The organism is Chromobacterium sp. ATCC 53434, from assembly GCF_002848345.1.
GTDB lineage: Bacteria > Pseudomonadota > Gammaproteobacteria > Burkholderiales > Chromobacteriaceae > Chromobacterium.
This window is the reverse complement of record NZ_CP025429.1, coordinates 2,823,718-2,844,088: the sequence shown is the minus strand read 5'-3', so window position 1 is coordinate 2,844,088 and position 20,371 is coordinate 2,823,718. Positions and strand designations below refer to the sequence as shown.

Here is a 20,371-nt window from a genome sequence, read left to right as displayed (position 1 = left end):
AGGCCCGGCATCGCCGGGCTTTTGTTTTGCCCGCGGCGACGGGACTTGGGCCGGCATATTCAAATGTGCTTTAATCTGCCGCGCTTATTGACTCAATCCGCCGATGGTCGGCAGACGCGCTGCGCGATAGAACAACGATGAAATATTTTCCCATAGCGGCAATGGCGGCGCTGTCGCTGGCGCAGCATAGCCTGGCCGAGCCGCCGTCGCCGGACCTGTTGGGCGGTGACGCCCGCCGCCAGTTGCAGGACAGCGACCGGCGTTTCGACGAGTTGATCCGCCAGCAGAAGCTGCGCCAGATCGAGAGCGGTCCCAGCGCCGCGCCCGTCGAGGCGCCGCCGCCGCTGTCCGGCGAGGCCTGCCTGCCGGTCGCCGGCCTGCGATTGGCCGGCATCACGCTGCTGAGCCGCGGCGAGGTGGCGGCGCTGGGCCTGCCCCGCGGCGATTGTCTGGACGTGGCCGAGCTGAACCGCTTCAGCCGCGCCTTGACCGCGCTATATCTGAGCCGCGGCTATATCGCGGCGCGGGTGCTGGCCCGCGGGCCGGACGCGCGCGGCGTGCTGACGCTGCAGGTGGAGGAGGGCAGGGTGGCGGCGATCGGCGCCGACGCCGCCGCGCCGCGGCCCGGCAACCTGTTTCCCGGCATGACGGGCGCGCCGCTGAATGTCCGCGACCTGGACCAGGGCCTGGACCAGGCCAATCGGCTGCGCTCCAACCACGTCACGGTGGACGTGCTGCCCGGCGAAGCGACCGGCGAGTCCGTCCTGCAACTGCACAATCAACCGGATTCGCGCTTTTCCGGCGCCTTGTCGCTGGACAATGCCGGACGCGCCGGCACCGGTCGGACCCAGGCCGGCGCCAGCCTGAACTGGGACAATGCCGCCGGCTGGTCCGATTTTCTCAGCCTGTCGGCGCAGACCACCACCGACAAGCCGTCGCTGCGCCACAGCCGCAGCGAGTCGCTGTTCTACTCGCTGCCTTACGGCTACTGGACTTTCAGCGCTTTCGCCAGCCGGGCCGACTACCTGAATCCGCAGCGGCTGCCGTTCGGCACGATCGAATTGTCCGGCGATACCGCCCAGGGCGGCGTGAGGCTGGACAGGGTGCTGGCGCGCGACCAGGGCCATATCCTCAGCGCCGAGCTGCAGCTGACGCAAAAGCGGGTGCGAAACTATTTCCAGGATGCCCAACTGGCGATCAGCAGCCCCAGCCTGACGGTGCTGGAGGGCGGGCTGTCGCAGATGTTGATCCTGCCTGGGGGGCTGTTGCAGCTGGACGGCAGCCTGCAGCGCGGCACCCGCTGGCTGGGCGCCGACGCGCAGGACGGCCGTTTCCCCGGCCTGCCCAATCCGCAGTTCCTCAAGCTCAAGCTAGGCGTCAGCTGGTACGGCGCGCTGCGCTTGCCCGGAGGGCCGTACCAGTTGCAAAGTTCGCTGGCCGGCCAGGCCAGCCGCGATCCGCTGCCGGGCGTCGAGCAGCTGGATATCGCCGACGGCAGCGCGGTGCGCGGCTTCCGCAATAATTCGCTGGCGGCGGAAACCGGCTGGTACTGGCGCAACACGCTGTCGAAGCGTCTGCAATACGGCGGTTTCAGCGTGACGCCGCGGCTGGGGCTGGACGGCGGCCGCGCGCTGATGCGCGGCGGCGGCGAAACCTGGCAGGACATCGCCGGCGCCGATGTCGGCGTCGCGCTGGCGCGCGGGGGCCTGACGCTGGACCTGGATTACAGCCGGCCGCTGCGCCAGCCGTCGGGCTGGGTCCCGGAGGGCCACATCCTGTTCGCCCGGTTGAACTGGCAGTGGTGAGTGCTGTGTTGTAAATGAAACGAAAATAAAATTCACATCATTGTAAAAAAGCATTTCAATTGAATTGATTTAAAAAAAGCCTTAGATTCCAAATCAAACAATTGTTTGAATAGGCCGCGACCGATAAACGCGGCGCACGATGTTGGATTCGAGGGCAATGATGATGAGAAAAACAAGGTTCGGCCTGTCGACGACGGGCAGGGTGGCCGCGGCGCTGACGCTGGCTTTCGTGGTGGCTGAGGCGGTTTCGGCGGGCGGCATCTCGGCCGCCGGCGGCAGCGGCGCGCAGCCGCAGATTTCCACCGCCGGCAACGGCGCCCAGGTGATCAACATCGTCGCGCCGACGGCGGCCGGCGTGTCGGTCAACCAGTACCAGGATTTCAACGTCGGCAAGCCCGGCGCGGTGTTCAACAACGCGCTGCAGGCCGGCCAGTCGCAACTGGCGGGCCAGCTCGGCGCCAACGCCCAGCTCGGCGGCAACCAGGCCAGCGTGATCCTGAACGAGGTGGTCAGCCGCAATCCCTCGCTGCTCTTGGGCAAGCAGGAAGTGTTCGGCAAGGCCGCCGACTACGTGCTGGCCAACCCGAACGGCATCGCCTGCGACGGGTGCGGCTTCATCAATACCCCCCGCGCCTCGCTGCTGGTGGGCACGGCCAATCTGCAGGACGGCGCCATCGCCTCGCTGCAGGCCGCCAATAACGGCAACGCGCTGAGCATTTCCGGCGGCGGCGCTTCCGGCGTCAATGTGCTGGACCTGATCGCGCCGCGGCTGGACGTGCGCGCCAATGTCTCCGCCGCCGACGCCATCCGCGTCCGCGCCGGCTTCAATACCGTCGACTACGCCGGCGGCCAGGTGACGGCCACCGCCAGGACGCCGGATGGCGTCGGCAAGCTGGACAGCTATTTCCTCGGCGCGATGCAGGCGGGCCGGATCAATATCGTCAGCACCGCGGCCGGCGCCGGCGTCAATGTCGGCGGCAATCTGGCCGGCGGCGACGAACTGACCGTCGGCTCGGCCGGCGCCTTGTCGGTGCAGGCCGCCCAGCTGAAGGGCAAGCAGCTGGCGCTGAGCGGCGCCAGCGTGGACATTTCCGGCCGGGTGGACAGCGAGACCGGCAAGGACAGCAAGCACGACGAAAGCTGGTTCATCTGGAAGACCGGCGAGAGCAACAGCACGTCCAGCAAGACCGAGGCCAGCGTCAAGCGCGCGTCGCTGCAGGGCGACAACGTGACGGTCAGCGCCAGCGGCAACGCCCATGTCGGCGCCGCCGACATTCAGGGCCAGGACGTGCAGCTGTCCGGCGCCAGCGTCAATCTGGACGGCCAGCTGGCGCAAAGCGGCAGCAGCAGCAGCGACCACGCCTGGAAGAATTCCTGGGCGTACAACCAGGAACAGAGCAGCACGACCCAGCAGCAGTCGGTGGCGCGGATCAAGGCCGGCCACGACGCGACCGTCGTCGCGACCGGCGGCGACATCGCCGTCGCCGGCGCCAGCGTGCAGGCCGGCAACAATCTGAAGCTGGGCGCCACCGGCGGCGTCCAGCTGTCGGCGCTGAGCGAAACCGATACCAGCAGCGACGTCGGCAATCGCAAGAACGATGGCGCGGCGCTGGAAACCGGCAGCTGGAACAACAGCAGCAGCCAGCAGCGCCTGGTGCAGGCTCAACTGCGCGCCGGCAACGCGCTGGGCGTGACCGCCAGCGGCGACATCAACGCCCAGGCCGCCGTGCTGCAAGCCGGCGGCGACGCCATCCTGTCGTCGCAGGGCAAGACCATGCTGGCCGCGCAGACCAGCGCCAACGGCAGCAGCACGCAGAACGGCAAGACCTATTGGGGCGGCATCGGCGGCGGCGGCAACCAGAACAACAGCAGCAGCGCCACCGTCAACACCGGCAGCGCGGTCAACGCCGGCGGCAAGCTGTTCATCAACGGCGACGCCGGCATCGCGATCAACGGCAGCCAGGCCAAGGGTACGCAAGGCGCCTACGCCAAGACCCAGTCCGGCGGCGTCGTCATCGACAGCGCGCTGGATCTGAGCCAGACCCGCATCGATCAGCGCAGCGGCACCGCCTTCAACATCACCAGCAGTTCCAGCAAGGGCAGCAGCAGCCAACAGACCGCGGTCGGCTCGGCGCTGAAGTCCGACGCCGACCTGCAACTGATCTCCGCCGGCGACGTGGCGGTGACCGGCAGCCTGCTCAAGGCGGCGCAGGCGCTGAACATCCAGGCGGTCGGCGACATCAAGGTGGCCAGCCAGGCGGCGGAAACGCACAGCCAGTCCAGCGACACCCAGTTGGCGCTGCGCGGCGTCGGCGCCGAGACCGGCGACAAGCAATACCGCGGCGGCGTGCGGCTGGAGCACAGCAGCACCGAGCAGCAGCTGGACCAGACGAGCCAGACCGGCTCGCAACTGGCCGGCGGCAGCGTCAAGCTGGCGGCCGGCAACGATCTGACGCTGAGCGGTTCCAAGCTGGAAAGCGGCGGCGACGCCAGCCTGTCCGGCCAGAACGTCAGCCTGAACGCGGCGCAGGCCACCAGCCACAGCGACAAGGCCGGCACCGTCAGCGGCGGCGGCCTGTATCTGACCGGCGGCCTGGACAAGACCGGCGCCGGCGTCGAGTTCGGCCAGACCGGCAACCGCATCGTCGTCGACGGCAGCGTCGCCCAGGCCAGCGCGGTCAAGGCCGGCGGCAAGCTGGACATCACCGCCGGCAACGGCATGGGCAGCGTGCAGAACCAGGGCAGCCAGATCCAGGCGAGCGGCGCGGTCAGCATCGCCGCCGGCGATATCAGCAACCAGGCGGCGATCAGCCAGCAGTCCACTCAGCAGACCAGCAGCCACTGGGGCGTGGACGTCGGCGCCAATGTCGACTACAGCGGCCTGACCCGCCCGGTCGTCAACGCCGGGACCAGCGTGGCCAGCGGCAATGTGTCCGGCGCGGCCGCTCAGGCGGCGAACCTGGGCGCGGCCAATCTGGGCGTGGACATCGCCGCGACCGGTGGCAGCGCCAAATCGCAGAGCCAGAGCAGCACGGCGCAGGTCACCAGCATCGCGGGCGCCTCGGTCAATGTGGCCGCCGGCGGCGCGTTGAAGGACCAGGCGACCCAGTACCAGGCCACCCAGGGCGCGGTCAGCATCAGCGCCGACAGCCAGCAAATGACGGCGGCGGCCAATACCCAGAGCCAGAGCAGCCAGGCCAGCGAAGGCAGCGCCACCGTGCGCGTCTATACGACCACCGGCCAGGACGTCAACGTCAAGGGCAGCGGCCAGGGCAGCTATGTCAGCGGCCAGAGCGCGTCCAGCACCGCGGGGACCGGTTCCATCCTGTCGACCGGCGGCGTCAGCGTGCAGATCAACAACGACGCGTCCTACCAGGGCGTGAACATCAACGGCGGCGGCGGCCAGGCCAATGTGCAGGCCGGCGGCAAGCTGAGCCTGAGCCAGGCCGACAACACCGCCAGCAGCCAGCAGCGCAATGTCGGCGTGTCGGTTGGCGTCGGCGTCAGCACCAGCCCGATCGACGGCGGCAGCAAGCTCGGCGGCAGCGGCAATCTGGCGGTGAACAGCCAGCAGGGCCAGACCGCCTCCAGCCAGGCGGCGACCGGTTCGGTGCAGGCGGCCGGCGGCATCGCGCTGACGTCCGGCAACGGCCTGACCGTGCAGGGCGGCAGCCTCTCCAGCGGCGGCGACGTCAAGCTGCAGTCCGACGGCAAGGTCAGCCTGCAGGCCGCCACCGGCAGCGACAGCAAGACCGGCAACGGCTGGGGCTTCAACGTCAATGCCGGCGGCAGCAACAGCAAGGGCAAGGACGCGTCCGGCCAGGGCTTCAACGTGGGCGGCGGCGTCCAGCTGTCCAGCCAGAACGAGTCCAGTGTCACGCAGGCCGGCACCCAGGCGACGGCGGGCGGCGCGCTGAGCGTTAGCGCCGGCGCCACCGGCGACAAGGCCGTGTCGCTGCAAGGCAGCCAGCTGTCCGGCAAGACGGTGGAGCTGACGGCCGACAACGGCGGCGTCAATCTGCAGTCGGCGCAGAACGGCAGCCAGCGCAATGACTGGAGCGCCAGCGCCAATCTGGGCGGCGGCGCCAACAGCAGCGTGGCCAAGGACGCGAGCGGCCAGGCCAAGGCCGACGGCGCCAGCAAGACCTACCAGGCGGGTGGCGGCTTCGACGTCAAGGTGGACCAGCAGGACAAGCTCGCCAATGCCAACGCCGTGGTCAAGGCCGGCCAGGTCAATGTCAAGGCCGACGGCCAGCTGACGCTGGCCGGCGCCGACATCAACGGCGGCAAGGTGGACGGCAGCGTCGGCGGCAATATCGTCGTGCAAAGCCAGCAGGACCGCAACAACGGCAGCCATGTGGAGGTGGGCCTGAACGTCAGCCGTTCCGACGCCAAGAACCCCAGCGTCGTCGATCAGGCCGCCGGCCTGGCCGGCCCGCTGGCGGGTGCGGCGAAGGACAAGGCGACTGAGGCGATCAACGCCGCGGCCGACAAGCTGCAGGGCGCCCAGCCGGCCGGCGACGCCAAGCCGGGCCTGATCGACGGCGCACGCCAGCAGGCCGGCGCCACGCTGAAGGACAAGTTGTTGAATCCGCAGGACAAGGGCACCCAGGTGTCCGGTGTCATCGACGTGGCCGTCAACAAGGACAACAGTGTGGGCAGCGTCAGCGCCATCAACGGCGACGGCGGCATCAATCTGGCGGTGGGCGGCAAGGTGCAGCTGGTCGGCGGCCAGATCGCCTCCAGCGGCGGCAAGGTGAACCTGGGCGACGCCAAGGTGGAGGCCAGCGACATCCAGACCCATACCCAGTCCGACAGCGGCGGCGTCAAGCTGGACGGTTCGCCGGCGGCCATCGTGCAGCAGGCAGTCAAGGATGTGACTTCCGGCCAGATGCCGCTGATCCATGTCGAGCGCAACGGCCAGGACCAGACCGTCGCGGGCGCGGTGAAGTCGGGAGGCTGAGCGCGGAAAAGGACGACAGGCTTGGCCTGTCGTCCGCTTGGGCTATGCTGAAAGACGGCGGCGGCGGCGGGAGTGCGCCGCCGCCGTTTTCATATCGGGGGAGGCATGGCGTCGGACGAGACAGCCAGCATATTGCTGGTGGAAGACAATCCCCTGAACCGGGCGCTGCTGGAACAGATGCTGGAGTGGCTGGAATTGGCCGCCGACCAGGCGGAAGACGGGTTGCAGGCGGTGGAGATGGCGCGCGTCGGCGCTTACCGGCTGATCCTGATGGATGTGCAGCTGCCGGTGATGAGCGGATTGGAGGCGACGCGGCTGATCCGCGCCAGCGATCTGGCCCGCCAGCCGCGCATCGTCGCGATGACGGCCAGCGCCTTCACCGAGGATAGACAGCGTTGCCGCGACGCCGGCATGGACGGCATGCTGATCAAGCCCTTTCGTCTGGAAGAGCTCAGGCAGACGATAAACGCCTGCCTGGGCGGCGATCAGAACCTGCCTTCGCTGTAGTCCGCCATCGCCTCTTCTATCTGCTCCCGGCTGTTCATCACGAACGGCCCCCATTGCACGATGGGCTCGTTCAGCGGTTTCGCCGCCAGCAACAGCAGCCGGCTTTCCGCGTCGCCGTTGATCAGCGCCACCCCGTCGCCGTCATTGCCCAGCACCGCCATCTGCCGCGCCGCCACCGGGCTGCCGGCGGCATCCAGCCGGCCCTGGTACAGATAGATGAAAGCCTGATGGCCGGCCGGCAGCGGCAGCCAGACGGCATTGCCGGCCGGCAGCGCCAGGTCCAGGTACAGCGGTTCGGTGTGCGGCCGCTCCACCGGCCCAGTCCTGCCGCCGAAGCGGCCGGCCAGCAGCTTGATCGCGTTGCCGGCCTCGTCGCGCCACTGCGGAATGTCGTCCGCCGGGATGTCGCGATAGCCCGGCGCCGTCATCTTGTCGCCGGCGGGCAGGTTGATCCACAGTTGGAAGCCGTGCATCAACCCGTCCTGCTGCTCGGGAATCTCCGAGTGGACGATGCCGCGGCCGGCGGTCATCCATTGCAGGCCGCCCGGGCCGAGCAGGCCCTCGTTGCCGGCGTTGTCGCGGTGGCGCATCCGGCCGTCCAGCATATAGGTCACGGTTTCGAAGCCGCGGTGCGGATGGCTGGGGAAGCCGGCGATATAGTCGTCCGGATTGTCGGAACGGAATTCGTCCAGCATCAGGAAGGGGTCGAGCCGGCGCTGCTGCGGCTGGTTCAGCACCCGCAGCAGGCGCACGCCGGCGCCGTCCGATACCTCGCGTCCATTGACGATCTGTTCCACTGTGCGGCTGGCATTGCTCATTTCGCTTCTCCTTGCATGTCTATGCCCACATTTTTGCAGTGAAAAATCAGATAAAAAAGCGCAAAATTCAGCTGTTATTGATCAAAAAATCAGATATTGAAATGCCGAGGACGACGCTGGAGCAATGGCAGGTATTGCAGGCCATCGTGGAGGAGGGCGGTTTTGCCCGCGCGGCGGAGCGGCTGCATCGCAGCCAGTCCGCGGTCAGCTACGCGGTGGCGAGGCTGCGCGAGCAACTGGGTGTGGAGCTGTTGCGGCCGGACGGCCGGCGGATGCGGCTGACCGACGAGGGCGAGGTTCTGCTGCGCGAGGCCGGCGAGCTGCTGCGCCACGCCGAGCAGCTGGAGCGCCGGGCCGGCAGCCTGGGGCGCGGCTGGGAGCCGGAGCTGACGGTGGCCTTGGACAGCCTGCTGCCGGCCGAGGTGATGCTGGCGGCCTGCGGCGATTTCGCCGGCCACTGTCGAGAGACGCGGCTGCAGCTGCACGAGGTGGTGATGTCGGGCGCCGACGACGCCTTATACCGCGGCGACGCCGAACTGGCGGTGGCCGGGCGGGTGCCGCAGGGTTTTCTCGGCGACTGGCTGCTCGATGCCGAGTTCATCGCCTGCGCGGCGCCGCATCATCGCTTGCACGGCCTGGGCGAGTCTTTGGACGGCGAGCAGCTGCGCGGAGAAGTGCAGGTGGTGCTGCGCGATTCCGGCAGTAGGCAGCCGCGCGACGAGGGCTGGCTGGGCGCGCATCAGCGCTGGACGGTATCGCAGCCGGAAACCGGCATCGCGATGGTGGAGGCCGGTCTGGCCTTCGGCTGGCTGGCGCGGCACCGGATTGGCCGCCAGCTGGCCGACGGCAGCCTGAAGCCGCTGCCGCTGAAGAGCGGAGCGGTGCGCAGGGCGTCGCTGCACCTGGTATTGGCGGAGCCGTCGTCGGCCGGTCCGGCCTGCCTGTATCTGGCCGAGGCCTTGCGGCGCGCGGCGGCCGCCTGGCGGCAGCGCGGCGGCGCTCAGTGATTGGCCTGCTGGCCCTTCAGATAGCTTTCCAGCGCATGGCCGGCTGACAGGATGTGGAAGCGCAGGAATTCGGCCGCTTCCTCGGCGCGGCCCTGGCGGCAAAGCTCCAGCAGCCGGGTGTGCTCTTCGTGGGCGCGTTCCATGGTCCGGGTGAACAGGATCTGCATCCGGGTATAGCGGTCGGTCTTGTTGTGCAGCTGCTCGATCAGGGCCAGCGTGTTCGGCCGGCGCGCGGCGCGGTACAGCGCCAGGTGGAAGCGGGAGTTGATCTCGCCCCAGTGGCGCACGTCGTTGTTGTTCAGCGCGGTCTCGAATTCGCGCAAGGTCTGTGCGGCGGCTTCGTGATCGGCCGCGCTCTGACAGGGGATGGCGGCCTTCAGCAGCGAGCCTTCCAGCAGCGCGCGCACTTCCAGCAATTCCAGGATGTCCTCCAGCGACAGCTTGGAGACCAGCGCGCCCTTGTGATCGATGATCTGGATCAGTCCCTCCGCCTCCAGCTGGCGCAGCGCCTCGCGCACCGGCACCCGGCTGACGCCGTATTCGTTGGACAGCGCCTCCTGGCGCAATTGTTGGCCGTCGGCGAATTCGCCGGACAGAATGCGCCGGCGCAATGATTCGGTGACGGCACTGGTAAGCGTCTGGCGCTTGATCGGCTGCAGGGTGGTCATGGTGGGTATCGTTATCTGTCAGTCAATCGGATACATGCAAATGTATTCGATTATACGGAGCTTCACTATTCAGGCAAGCACGGAATATGAACATTTTGGTCGCGAATCTGTAAGTCGCCGGCCAAATGCGAAAAAGCCCGACGCGAGGTCGGGCTTTCGGGATACTGGGGTGGATAATGGGACTCGAACCCACGACAACCGGAATCACAATCCGGGACTCTACCAACTGAGCTATATCCACCGCCGTAAGCGGGTTGCCGTCACGGCCAGGCCATGACTGCTGCAAATTGTTGGGGTGGATAATGGGACTCGAACCCACGACAACCGGAATCACAATCCGGGACTCTACCAACTGAGCTATATCCACCGCCGTAAGCGGGTCGCTGTCACGGCCAGGCCATGACTGCTGCAAATTTTGGGGTGGATAATGGGACTCGAACCCACGACAACCGGAATCACAATCCGGGACTCTACCAACTGAGCTATATCCACCACTGTTTGTTGCCATTGCCAGAAACTTTGGCGCGCCCGACAGGAATCGAACCTGTAACCCCCGGCTTAGAAGGCCGGTGCTCTATCCGGTTGAGCTACGGGCGCTCTATCGGGCATGTTGTCTGGTCGGGGCGGCGGGATTCGAACTCGCGACCCCCTGATCCCAAATCAGGTGCGCTACCAGGCTGCGCTACGCCCCGAACAGAGAGCGCAACTATACGGACGCCGCCTTGCCCTGTCAACGTTTGCGAGCAAATATTTCAGCCAGTTCGGGCAAACATTTCCAGTGCGTAATGTCGCTGTTTTTAGTTTTCCTTTATTTCTCTTGATCTTAAGAAAAATATTCTTTTCCGCTCGGCTTACCGCCATGTGGAAAAAATGAGAAAATGACGGCCATTATTTATTGCATCAAGGTGGGACTGAGGCATGGCGGCACAATTGATCGATGGCAAGGCGGTGGCGGAGAAGCTGGTGACCAAGGTCAGCGAAGGCGTGGGCGAGCGTCTGCTGCAGGGCAAGCGCGCGCCGGCGCTGGCGGTGGTGCTGGTCGGCGACAATCCGGCCTCCGCGGTTTATGTGGGCAGCAAGAAGAAGGCCTGCGAGAAGGCCGGCATCCGCTCGGTGGCCTATGACCTGCCGGCCTCCGCCAGCCAGCAGCAGTTGCTGGAGATCATCGACGACCTGAACGCCGACGACGGCATAGACGGCATCCTGGTGCAGCTGCCGCTGCCGCCGCAGATCGATCCGCAAGAAGTGATCGAACGCATAAATCCGAAAAAGGACGTCGACGGCTTCCATCCCTACAATGTCGGCCGGCTGGCGATCAAGATGCCGCTGATGCGGCCGTGCACGCCGCGCGGCGTGATGACGCTACTGGAAGAATACGGCATCGATCCCAAGGGCAAGAAGGCGGTCATCGTCGGCGCCTCCAACATCGTCGGCCGCCCGCAGGCGCTGGAAATGCTGCTGGCGCGCGCCACCGTCACCGTCTGCCACAGCGCGACGCGGAATCTGGCCGACGAGGTGGCCGCCGCCGACATCGTCGTGGTCGGCGTGGGCATCCCCAACTTCGTCAAGGGCGAGTGGATCAAGCCGGGCGCGGTGGTCATCGATGTCGGCATCAACCGGCTGGACAGCGGCAAGCTGTGCGGCGACGTGGAGTTCGACATCGCGCGCGAGCGCGCCGGCTTCATCACGCCGGTGCCGGGCGGCGTCGGGCCGATGACGGTGGCGACGTTGCTGCAGAACACGCTGGACTCCGCCAATCTGAACGCCTGAGCCGGGCGCCGCGTCAGCGGCGGCCGCAAGCATGTTCGCCACAGCGGCCGCCGCGCCGGGCTGTGGCGATTTTATTTTCGGCGGCCGGGCCTTGCCTCCGTCATGCTCAAGGCTTTGAGCGGGCGCCAAGGCAGACAGCGGCGCGCGGCTGCTGTTAGTATCACGTAAAACTAAATACGGATTTGCTAAATGACTCACGAGAAGCATTCGGCCACGCTGCTGATCAGCGCGCCGGACAAAAAGGGCCTGGTGGCGGCCATCGCCAACTTCCTGATGACCTACAACGCCAACATCATGCATGCGGACCAGCATCAGGACACCAGCGAGAACCTGTTCCTGATGCGGGTGCAATGGGACCTGAACGGCTTCACGCTGCCGATGGACAGCTTCGCCGCCGCCTTCCAGCCGATTGCGGACGAGCACGGCATGAACTGGAAGGTGTCGCTGTCGGCCCGCAAGCCGCGGATGGCGATCTTCGTGTCGCAGTACGAACACTGCCTGGCCGACCTATTGCACCGTTGGCGCATCGGCGAGCTGGAATGCGATATCCCGCTGGTGATCTCCAATCATGAAACCTGCCGCCGACTGGCGGAGTTCAACGACATCCCCTTCCATGTGATCAAGGTAGGCAAGGACAACAAGGCCGAGGCCGAGGCCGAGGCCGAGCAGTTCCGCCTGCTGGAGGAGGCCGGCGTCGATTTCATCGTGCTGGCGCGCTATATGCAGATCCTGTCCGGCGAGTTCGTCGAGCGCTATCCGGACCGGGTGATCAATATCCACCACAGCTTCCTGCCGGCCTTCGACGGCGCCAAGCCCTATCACCGCGCCTTCGCCCGCGGCGTCAAACTGATCGGCGCCACCAGCCACTACGTGACCGAAGACCTGGACGAGGGCCCGATCATCGAGCAGGAAGTCACCCGGATTTCGCACCGCGACGCGGTAGAGGACCTGATACAGAAGGGCCGCGACCTGGAGAAAGTGGTGCTGTCGCGCGCGGTGCGCTGGCATCTGGACAACCGCGTGCTGTCGTACAGCAACAAAACCGTGGTTTTTGATTGAGTCCGCCATGCGCTTGTTGATCGACGACGTACTCGATTTGTTGCGGTTGCGGGTCAAGCCGCTGGCCGCCTACCAGTATCCGCTGTGGCAGCCGGCGCTGCTGCTGACCGCGCTGGGCCTGATCGCCAGCGGCGACACCGCCGAGCTGGGCGGCAACATCGCCGGCCGCATTGGCTTCATGGTGTTGTTCACCTGGCTGGAAACGCTGCTGTTCACCCGCTTCATGACCTTCTGGCTGAAACTGGGCAAGGGGGAGCTGAGCGGTTCGCTGTTCGGCCTGGTGGTGGTGGCCAGCGGCTTGCAGTTCCTCGAGCCGCTGACCAGCTGGCTGCCGGGCGACGCCGCCCAGGTCATCGACGTGCTGCTGTCGATACTTGGCCTGGTGGTGCTGGTGAACGCGCTGGTCAAGGTGTCCGGCGTGTCGGTGCTGAGGGTGCTGGCCGGCGTGGTGTTGTTCGCGCCGCTGGCCTTGCTGCTGCTGGCGATGACCTTGTCGGCGGCCCAGCAGGCCGGTTGGGTCGATCTGCCGGCCGACATGGTGGCGATGATGCAGCAGCAGGGCGCCGCGGCCAAGAAATAGCGGCGCGGGGCGCAATGGGAAAAAGGACATGCCGCGGCATGTCCTTTTTTTATCGGCGAAAGCTCAATTCACCTTGGCGATGTAGCGCGCCAGGCCCAGGAGCGCGCGCAGCGCCTCGCCCTTGGCGGTTTCCTCGCCGCGCAGGCGGGCGTAGCGGCGCAGGATGGCGCGGCCTTCGACGAACAGGTCCATGTCGGTATCGGGCGACGATACCAGGGCGATCCGCTCGATCTCGTTCTGCGGCTTAGGCTGGCCCTGGGCGATGCACAGGTAGACCTTGTGGGCGTTGAACGGGGTGATGTGATCGAACAGATAGAGCATCGAGTTGATGCGCAACCCGGTCTCCTCGCGCACTTCGCGGATCAGCGCCTGAGAGCGCAGCTCGCCGCGGTTGGCCTTGCCGCCCGGGAGGTTGTAACGGCCGCCGCGGCTGGCTGTCACCAGCACGCCGTCCGGCAATTCGATGATGGCGGTGGCGCGCCTGGCCAGGTCGTTGGGCAGGCGCTCAGTCTTGCGGTCTTCCAAAACGATCATTCTTCCAAAAAAGTTTTTATGATTGGGGTCTGACGCCCCTGCGACAGCAATTCCGAGACCGGCTGCGCCATCCTGCCAATGCGCTTGCGGCTTTTAGAACCTGTTCACGATCTTTTCCGGCAGCGGCCACCTCTGCCGGGTGCAGGGCGCGAAAAGCGGCCCGCCGCAGTGTCATTCACTGCAAGGGGCGTTTGACAAAGCCATGCGCCGGCAGAAAACGGCCCCGAGACGCTCGAAAAAAGATCGTGAACAGGTTCTTAGTAAAGCACGACCGGTATTTCAATAAGTAAAATTACTATTATGAATGCAATTTTATAATACTGTCCGGACAAGTCCAGTCTATTTACACGAATTTGGCCAGCAAGCCGATGATGCCGACTAGCAGGCAGTAGCAGCCGAACGGGCGCAGCGATTCGATTTCGGTCTTTTTGAAGTAGCGCATCAGGAACCAGGTGCTGGCGTAGGCGCACAGGCCGGCCACCGCGCCGCAGGCCAGCAGTAGTCCCCACTGCGCCGAGCCGTGGCCGTGATGAGCCAGCTTGGGGATTTCCAGCACGCCGGCGGCGGCGATGATGGGCGTGGCCAGCAGGAAGGAGAAGCGGGCCGACGAGGCGTAGTCCAGGCCGTGGGCCAGGCCGGCTACCAGCGTGGCGCCGGAGCGGGAGAAGCCCGGCAGCAAGGCCAGCGCCTGGCCGGCGCCTATCTTGATCGCGCCGGCGAAGCTCAGCTCGGACAGTGGGTGCGAGGCGGTTCTCTTCTTCAGGCGGTCGCCCAGCAGCAGCAGCAGGCCGTTCAGCGCCAGGAAGACCAGCACCGCGGTGGTGCTGGTGAATAGCTGGCGCAGCTGTTTCTCCAGCAACAGGCCCAGCAGGCCGGCCGGTATCGTGCCGGCGATCACCAGCCACATCAGGCGCGCCTCGGGATTGCTGGCGCGGCCGCCGGCCTTCAGCCAGCCGCCTATCAGCGCCATCCAGTCGCGGCGGAAATAGATCAGCAGCGCGACGGCGGTGCCCAGGTGCAGCATCACCATGAACGGCAGGAAGTCGGGGCTGTTGCGGTTGATCGACCAGTGCAGCCAGTCGGGAATCAGCACGCCGTGGCCCAGGCTGCTGACCGGGAACAATTCGCTGATGCCCTGGATCACGGCAAACAGCAAGGCTTCGATTGCGTTCATGGCTTACCCCTGTCTTGAAAGATAACGAGCCGCGCTGTTCTTCGCGCGTGCCTGTTTAACGCCGCGGGCCGCCGCCGGTTTACCGGCGCCCAGCGTCCGGGTCCGATCCCGGCCGGAAACCGATCGCGGCCCGACGCCTAGTGCGCGCGGCGGTCGGGGTTCTTTTCCAGCTCCCGCTCTTCCTGTTCCAGTTGGCGGCGGATGGCGGCGAAGAAATCGTGTATGCCGTGCACCGACGGCGAAATGGCGGCCAGCAATTCGGCGCGCTGCTCGGCGGAGATGGCTTCGACGAAGGGGCGCATCTCGGCGTCGGGATGGCGCTCGAAGCCCAGCGCCATGACCGGTTCCAGCAGCGGGGAATTTTCCGGCGACTCGAACAAGAGGCCCCAGTCGTCGTTCAGCAGCTCCATACCGGCGACGAAGCCCTCGCACCAGTCGTTGCCGTGGACCACGCCGGCGGCGTCCGCCTCCAGCCACGGCTGGAATTCCCCGCCTTTCAGCGCGTCGGCGATGTCCTGCCAGTGGCCGCGCAGCAGCGAGACGAACTGCTCCAGCGACTTCTCGCTGGGAAAGGCGGCCTCGTCGTCGAAAGCGCCGCCGAGGATGATGGGCAGGCACTCGGACGGCGGGATGGCGTCGGGGCCGGCCAGGAGCGCGGCGAAGAAGCCGTCCAGCTGCTCCAGATTCATGCAGTCCTGGCCGGCGAAGCCGGCGAGGGTGGCGGACAGGCGTTGGTAGTCTTGCTCGCTGAGCGGCTGGTGCGGCATGAGAGGCATTCCATTGGGGATCAGGCGGCCATTATGCGGCAGGGGCGGACAAAACAAAACCGCCCGCGAAGGCGGGCGGTTCGGGTGCGGCGGTGGAGCCGTCTCAGGAGGCCAGGACCAGGCCGGCGATCAGCGCCGACAGGATGCTGACCAGCGAGGAGCCGTAGACCAGCTTCAGACCGAAGCGGGACACCATGTTGCCGCGCTCCTCGTCCAGGCCCTTCACCGCGCCGGCGATGATGCCGATCGAGCTGAAGTTGGCGAAGGACACCAGGAAGATGGACAGCACGCCGCGGGTGTAGGCCGACAGGTGGGCGGCCTGGTTCTTCAACTCCAGCATCGCGACGAACTCGTTGGTCACCAGTTTGGTGGCCATGATGCTGCTGGCGGTCAGCGCCTCGTGAGTCGGCACGCCCATCAGCCAGGCGAACGGCCAGAACACATAGCCCAGGATGGTCTGGAAGTTGATGCCGAAGATGGCGGTGAAGATGAAGTTGACGCAGGCGATCAGCGCGATGAAGCCGACCAGCATCGCGGCGACGATCACGGCGATCTTGAAGCCGGTCAGGATGTATTCGCCCAGCATCTCGAAGAAGGACACGCGGTGGCCTTCGTTGCTGATCAGCTCGTCCTCGCCCAGCGCGCTGTCGTAGGGGTTGATCAGCGACAGCACGACGAAGGTGCTGAACAGGTTCAGCACCAGCGCGGTGACGACGAAGCGGGGCTCTATCATCTGCATGTAGGAGCCGACGATGGACATCGACACGGTGGACATCGCGGTGGCGGCCAACGTGTACATGCGCTTCTCGTCGAAGGTGTGGATGATGTTCTTGTAGGCGATGAAGTTCTCGGACTGGCCGACCATCATCGAGCTGATCGCGTTGAACGACTCGATCTTGCCCATGCCGCTGACCTTGGACAGCACGAAGCCGACCGCGCGGATCACCACCGGCAGCACGCGGATGTGCTGCAGGATGCCGATCAGCACCGAGATGAACACGATGGGCATCAGCACGTTCAGGAAGAAGCTGAACTCATCCTTGTTCTGGATGCCGCCGAAGGCGAACTTGGTGCCTTCGCCGGCGAAATCCATCAGCTTGGTGAAGACGCCGGAGATGCTGCCGACGATGGCCAGGCCATAAGTGGTGTTCAGCAGGAAGAAAGCCAGCGCGATCTCGACGACCAGCAACTGGATGACCGAGCGGATCTTGATGTTCTTCCGGTCGCGGGAGACCAGCTGGGTGAGGGCCAGTACCACGACTAGGCCGATCAGGAATTGGACGATATGCATGATTTGAATGTCGCTTTAGGGTTTCTTCCCGCCGAAGCAGGTATCGAGCAAGGCTGCGGTCCCGCCTGATGCGGCGGGCCGTGTGCCGGTTCTTATAACATCATGCCGGGCGACGATGCGCGGGAAAGCGGATGCCGTCGGCGTCAGCACAATGCGCTGAAGCGAAGAATAATACTTGTCTTTAGATCAAACAATCTGTCTTGATATAAAGAAAACGGCTCATGCCGGCGAAATGCCGGCGCGAGCCGTCTCGCTCACTGTTGGCCGTCCGCCGTTTCTTCGGTCTCGCGGCGGGCCTTCTCTGCGAAGTAGTGCGCGCGGCGAGCCTCCTTGGCGGCGGCCTTCTCGGCCAGCAGCTGGGCTTTTTTCGCCTCTTCCGCGGCTTCCTCCGCCTTGCGCGCCGCCTTGGCGGCCTCGCGTTCGGCGGCCTCGATCGCCTCGATTTCCTCGACCTCCTTGGGCGTCTTGCACGGGCCGGTCTTCTCGAACCAGGCCACCGACTCGACGTGCGCGGTGTGCGGGAACATATTGATGATGCCGGCCGTCTTCAGCGTGTAGCCCTTGGTGTTGACCAGGATGCCGGCGTCGCGCGCCAGCGTGGCCGGATTACAGGACACGTAGACGATGCGCTTGGGCGCGGTCTCCTCGGTGATGGCCTTCAACAGCTGCACCGCGCCGTCGCGCGGCGGATCCACCAGCATCTTGTCGAACTGGCCCAGCGCCGCGAACGATGCCTCGGTGACGTCGAACAGATTGGCCATCTCGTAGCTGACGCGGTCCTGCAGGCCGTTGTGGGTGGCGTTTTCCACCGCGCGCTTGACCAGCGCCTGGCTGCCTTCCATGCCGTGCACCACGGCGCCCGAGCGGGCGATGGGCAGCGTGAAGTTGCCGATGCCGCAGAACATGTCGGCGATGCGCTCGCCCGGCTGCGGATCGAGGAATTTCAGCGCGCGCGCCACCATCACCGCGTTGATCTGCGGGTTCACCTGGGTGAACTCGGTCGGGTAGTAGGGCATTTCCACCGCATATTCCGGCATGCTGTAGGTCAGCTTGGGCGCGTCCAGCGGGTAGATCGGGTAACAGGTCTCCGGGCCCTTGGGCTGCAGCCAGACCTGTAGCGGACGCTCGGCGCTGCCGTGGGTGTCGGAGAAGCCCTTCAGGATGGCGAAGTCGGCGTCGGTGATCGCGTCCATATTGCGGAACACCAGGATGTCGAGCTTGTCGCCGACGGCCACTTCCACCTGCGGCATCCGCTGGCTGATCGACAGCGTCGCTATCATCGCGCGCAGCGGCATGATCAGGTCGGAGATGTGTTTGGGCAGAATGTGGCACTCGCGCATTTCGGCGATGTAGCTGGAGTTTTTCTCGTGGAAGCCGACCAGCACGCCGCCCTTCTTGGCCACCATGCGGGCGGACATGCGGGCGCGATGACGGTAGTGCCAGGCCGGTCCGGCGATGGGGGTGAGGATGCGCTCGGCCTTGACTCTGCCGATGCGCTTCAGATTGTCTTCCAGCACGCGCTGCTTGACCGCCACCTGGGCGGTGAATTCCACGTGTTGCATCGAACAGCCGCCGCAAACGCCGAAGTGCGGGCAGCGCGGATCGGCGCGCATGAAGCTTTCCTTCAGCACCTTGGAGGTGTTGGCGTTCTCGTAGCTGGGCTTCTTGCGGTAGCTGCTGTAGACAACCTTCTCGTACGGCAGCGCGCCATCGATGAAGATGGTCTTGCCGTCAACGTGGGCGACCCCCCGGCCTTCGTGATCCAGCGATTCGACCAGGGCAATAGTCTGTGGGTGCGTCATCGTCTTGCTTGCAAAATCAAACGGTAAACGCGGATTTTCTCAAAAACCGGCGATTCCTGCTGGTTTTTTTATGAAGCGGAGCCGAGGGACAATCAGCGCAAGGCGGCCGGATCCAGCCGCCCGACGCTGGCGGCTAGCTGAAGGCGGGCGGTTAGCCAGTCGGTCAAGGCTTGTACACGCTGTTGGCGCGCCCTGGCGAGTTCCGCCTGCACGCTCAGCAACTCCAGGATATTGCCGGCGCCTTTTTCGTATCTGGCCTTGCCGGCGATGAAGGCGGCCTGGGCGCTGTCCAGCAACTCGCGTGTGATCCGAGTATTGGCGGTGGCGGTTTCCAGCGCCTGGTAATGGGTCCAGACGCCTTGTGCCACCTGCATCTGGGCGTCTTCCAGCTGGCTCTGCCTGCTTTCCGCCTCGGCAGCCGCCTGCAAGGCCTGATAGTGCCGGCCGAAACCTTCGAATAGCGGGATATCGACTTGTATGCCGATGTATCGATCCTGCGTATGCGCGCCCACTAGCGGCAGACCGGTGCCCAGGCTCTCTGGCTGGGTACTGTGGTTGGCGCGGGCGACGAAGTTGACCGAGGGTCTTCCCTGAGCCCGCACCTGATCTTCCTTGGCCTGGGCCGCGGCCAGCTGCGCGCGGGCGGCCTGCAGGCTGGGATGCTCTCGTTGAGCTGCGGCCAGCAGTTCGTCGACCGGCCTCAGGCCGGCATTGGACGAGGCGTCGAGCTGGCTGGCTGGCGGCAGACGCAATAAGGTCGATGGCGACAAGCCCATGTCCAGCGCGAGGGCCCCGGTCGCATTTCGCCAGGCGCCTTCGGCTTTGGCCAGCGCGTATCGGGCTTGGGCGGCCGCCGTTTGCGCCTGCAACTGGTCGCTGATGGCGGCAACGCCGGCGCGGACGCGCCGGCTGGAGGCCTCGAGGCTTTGCTCCGCGGCCGTTTCGGTTTCCTGTTCCGCTTGCCAGGCGGCCTGGGCGGCTATGGCGGCGTAATAGTCCTGGGCGGTGCCGGCCAGGACTTTTTGCATGGTGCCATCGATATTGGCCTGGGCCGCTTCCAGCAGGGCATGCGCGTTCTTCAGCGCGGCGTCGCGGGCGCCGAAATCGTACAGCAGCCAGTTCAGCGTCAGCGTGTCGCTGCGGTAGCGGCTGTGCGTGTCGGTATTCAACACCGGAATAGATGGCACTTGCGTGATGGCATGGTCGCGCGCGTTTTGCAGCGAGGCGTTCAGCGTTGGCAGATAGGCGGCGCGGGCACTGCCAACCTGGGCTTCCCCGGCATGTAGCTGGGCCCAGGCCTCATGCGTCTGCGGATGGCGGCAAAGCGCCTGGGTGGCCGCGGTGTACAGGGAAAGCGGGGCGGAGGAATCGTGTGCGGGGCATCCTTCGGCTTGCCATGAGGGAGCGTCGCCTCGGCTTAGCAGAGGGTCGCTCAGCCAGGACGCGGCATGGCCCGAGGTCGCGAATGAGAGGAGGATGCAGGGTAGCGCTCGCCGGAAAAGAACTGTGAAATGCATTGCTGGAATTTAAATGCCATCAAGGAATTGTTAACAGGTGTTTACTTTCAAACAATCTTGCAAAAACCGGATTATGCACCATATTTCTGGTTTTTTGCAGCCGAACTTT

General features: G+C 65.5%; 15 protein-coding genes and 5 tRNA genes. 7 read left to right on the top strand and 13 right to left on the bottom strand.

Features of this window, described 5'->3' with window-relative positions:
• Nucleotides 1-137 precede the first annotated feature (137 nt).
• From CXB49_RS12815 to CXB49_RS12805, 3 genes are all read left to right on the top strand, one after another.
• Complete coding sequence (locus CXB49_RS12815) at nt 138-1,805, top strand: ShlB/FhaC/HecB family hemolysin secretion/activation protein (protein ID WP_101708760.1); 1,668 nt, start codon at nt 138-140, stop codon at nt 1,803-1,805.
• Between the two features lie 163 nt (nt 1,806-1,968).
• On the top strand, nt 1,969-6,768 hold the full coding sequence (locus CXB49_RS12810) for a hemagglutinin repeat-containing protein (RefSeq protein ID WP_158300818.1): 4,800 nt from the start codon (nt 1,969-1,971) through the stop codon (nt 6,766-6,768).
• 138 nt (nt 6,769-6,906) lie between these two features.
• The gene (locus CXB49_RS12805) at nt 6,907-7,275 is read left to right on the top strand and encodes a response regulator (protein WP_158300817.1); all 369 of its coding nucleotides are present in this window, start codon (nt 6,907-6,909) and stop codon (nt 7,273-7,275) included.
• On the opposite strand, the gene CXB49_RS12800 is transcribed toward CXB49_RS12805, so the two are convergent.
• Entirely contained in the window at nt 7,254-8,093 is an 840-nt protein-coding gene (locus CXB49_RS12800; protein ID WP_101708757.1) for a pirin family protein, read from the bottom strand. The genes CXB49_RS12805 and CXB49_RS12800 overlap by 22 nt on opposite strands.
• Nucleotides 8,094-8,194: 101 nt before the next feature.
• On the opposite strand from CXB49_RS12800, the gene CXB49_RS12795 reads away from it, so the two are divergent.
• The gene (locus CXB49_RS12795; protein WP_199406681.1) at nt 8,195-9,100 is read left to right on the top strand and encodes a LysR family transcriptional regulator; all 906 of its coding nucleotides are present in this window, start codon (nt 8,195-8,197) and stop codon (nt 9,098-9,100) included.
• Here CXB49_RS12795 and CXB49_RS12790 read toward each other — a convergent pair.
• The 6 genes from CXB49_RS12790 to CXB49_RS12765 form a co-directional block, all read right to left on the bottom strand.
• A complete protein-coding gene (locus CXB49_RS12790) occupies nt 9,094-9,768 on the bottom strand; it encodes a GntR family transcriptional regulator (RefSeq protein ID WP_101708756.1) in 675 nt (224 codons plus the stop codon). The two genes, CXB49_RS12795 and CXB49_RS12790, sit on opposite strands and share 7 nt — an antisense overlap.
• Before the next feature lie 165 nt (nt 9,769-9,933).
• Nucleotides 9,934-10,009, bottom strand: a tRNA-His gene (locus CXB49_RS12785).
• 50 nt (nt 10,010-10,059) lie between these two features.
• A tRNA-His gene (locus CXB49_RS12780) sits at nt 10,060-10,135 on the bottom strand.
• Between the two features lie 49 nt (nt 10,136-10,184).
• Nucleotides 10,185-10,260 (bottom strand) — tRNA-His (locus tag CXB49_RS12775).
• Nucleotides 10,261-10,288: 28 nt separating this feature from the next.
• Nucleotides 10,289-10,365, bottom strand: a tRNA-Arg gene (locus CXB49_RS12770).
• 18 nt (nt 10,366-10,383) lie between these two features.
• Nucleotides 10,384-10,460: transfer RNA gene (locus CXB49_RS12765), tRNA-Pro, on the bottom strand.
• A 226-nt stretch (nt 10,461-10,686) separates the two neighbouring features.
• Here CXB49_RS12765 and folD point away from each other — a divergent pair.
• The 3 genes from folD (at nt 10,687) to CXB49_RS12750 (ending at nt 13,177) form a co-directional block, all read left to right on the top strand.
• Entirely contained in the window at nt 10,687-11,538 is an 852-nt protein-coding gene (folD, locus tag CXB49_RS12760; RefSeq protein WP_101708755.1) for a bifunctional methylenetetrahydrofolate dehydrogenase/methenyltetrahydrofolate cyclohydrolase FolD, read from the top strand.
• 189 nt (nt 11,539-11,727) lie between these two features.
• Entirely contained in the window at nt 11,728-12,597 is an 870-nt protein-coding gene (gene purU, locus CXB49_RS12755; protein ID WP_101708754.1) for a formyltetrahydrofolate deformylase, read from the top strand.
• Between the two features lie 7 nt (nt 12,598-12,604).
• Nucleotides 12,605-13,177, top strand: a complete 573-nt coding sequence (locus CXB49_RS12750; RefSeq protein WP_101708753.1) for a hypothetical protein — start codon at nt 12,605-12,607, stop codon at nt 13,175-13,177.
• A gap of 63 nt (nt 13,178-13,240) precedes the next feature.
• Here CXB49_RS12750 and CXB49_RS12745 read toward each other — a convergent pair whose 3' ends face one another.
• From CXB49_RS12745 to CXB49_RS12720, 6 genes are all read right to left on the bottom strand, one after another.
• Nucleotides 13,241-13,711 (bottom strand): NUDIX hydrolase, encoded by a 471-nt coding sequence (locus CXB49_RS12745; protein WP_101708752.1) that lies wholly within the window; start codon nt 13,709-13,711, stop codon nt 13,241-13,243.
• 343 nt (nt 13,712-14,054) lie between these two features.
• Entirely contained in the window at nt 14,055-14,885 is an 831-nt protein-coding gene (locus tag CXB49_RS12740; RefSeq protein WP_101708751.1) for an undecaprenyl-diphosphate phosphatase, read from the bottom strand.
• A 137-nt stretch (nt 14,886-15,022) separates the two neighbouring features.
• Entirely contained in the window at nt 15,023-15,652 is a 630-nt protein-coding gene (locus CXB49_RS12735) for a YecA family protein (RefSeq protein WP_101708750.1), read from the bottom strand.
• 103 nt (nt 15,653-15,755) lie between these two features.
• Nucleotides 15,756-16,943: a NupC/NupG family nucleoside CNT transporter gene (locus CXB49_RS12730; protein WP_101708749.1), complete on the bottom strand. Its 1,188-nt coding sequence runs from the start codon at nt 16,941-16,943 to the stop codon at nt 15,756-15,758.
• 254 nt (nt 16,944-17,197) lie between these two features.
• A complete protein-coding gene (gene rlmD, locus CXB49_RS12725) occupies nt 17,198-18,745 on the bottom strand; it encodes a 23S rRNA (uracil(1939)-C(5))-methyltransferase RlmD (protein WP_101708748.1) in 1,548 nt (515 codons plus the stop codon).
• A 92-nt stretch (nt 18,746-18,837) separates the two neighbouring features.
• Nucleotides 18,838-20,262, bottom strand: a complete 1,425-nt coding sequence (locus tag CXB49_RS12720) for a TolC family protein (protein WP_101708747.1) — start codon at nt 20,260-20,262, stop codon at nt 18,838-18,840.
• Between the last annotated feature and the right edge of the window lie 109 nt (nt 20,263-20,371).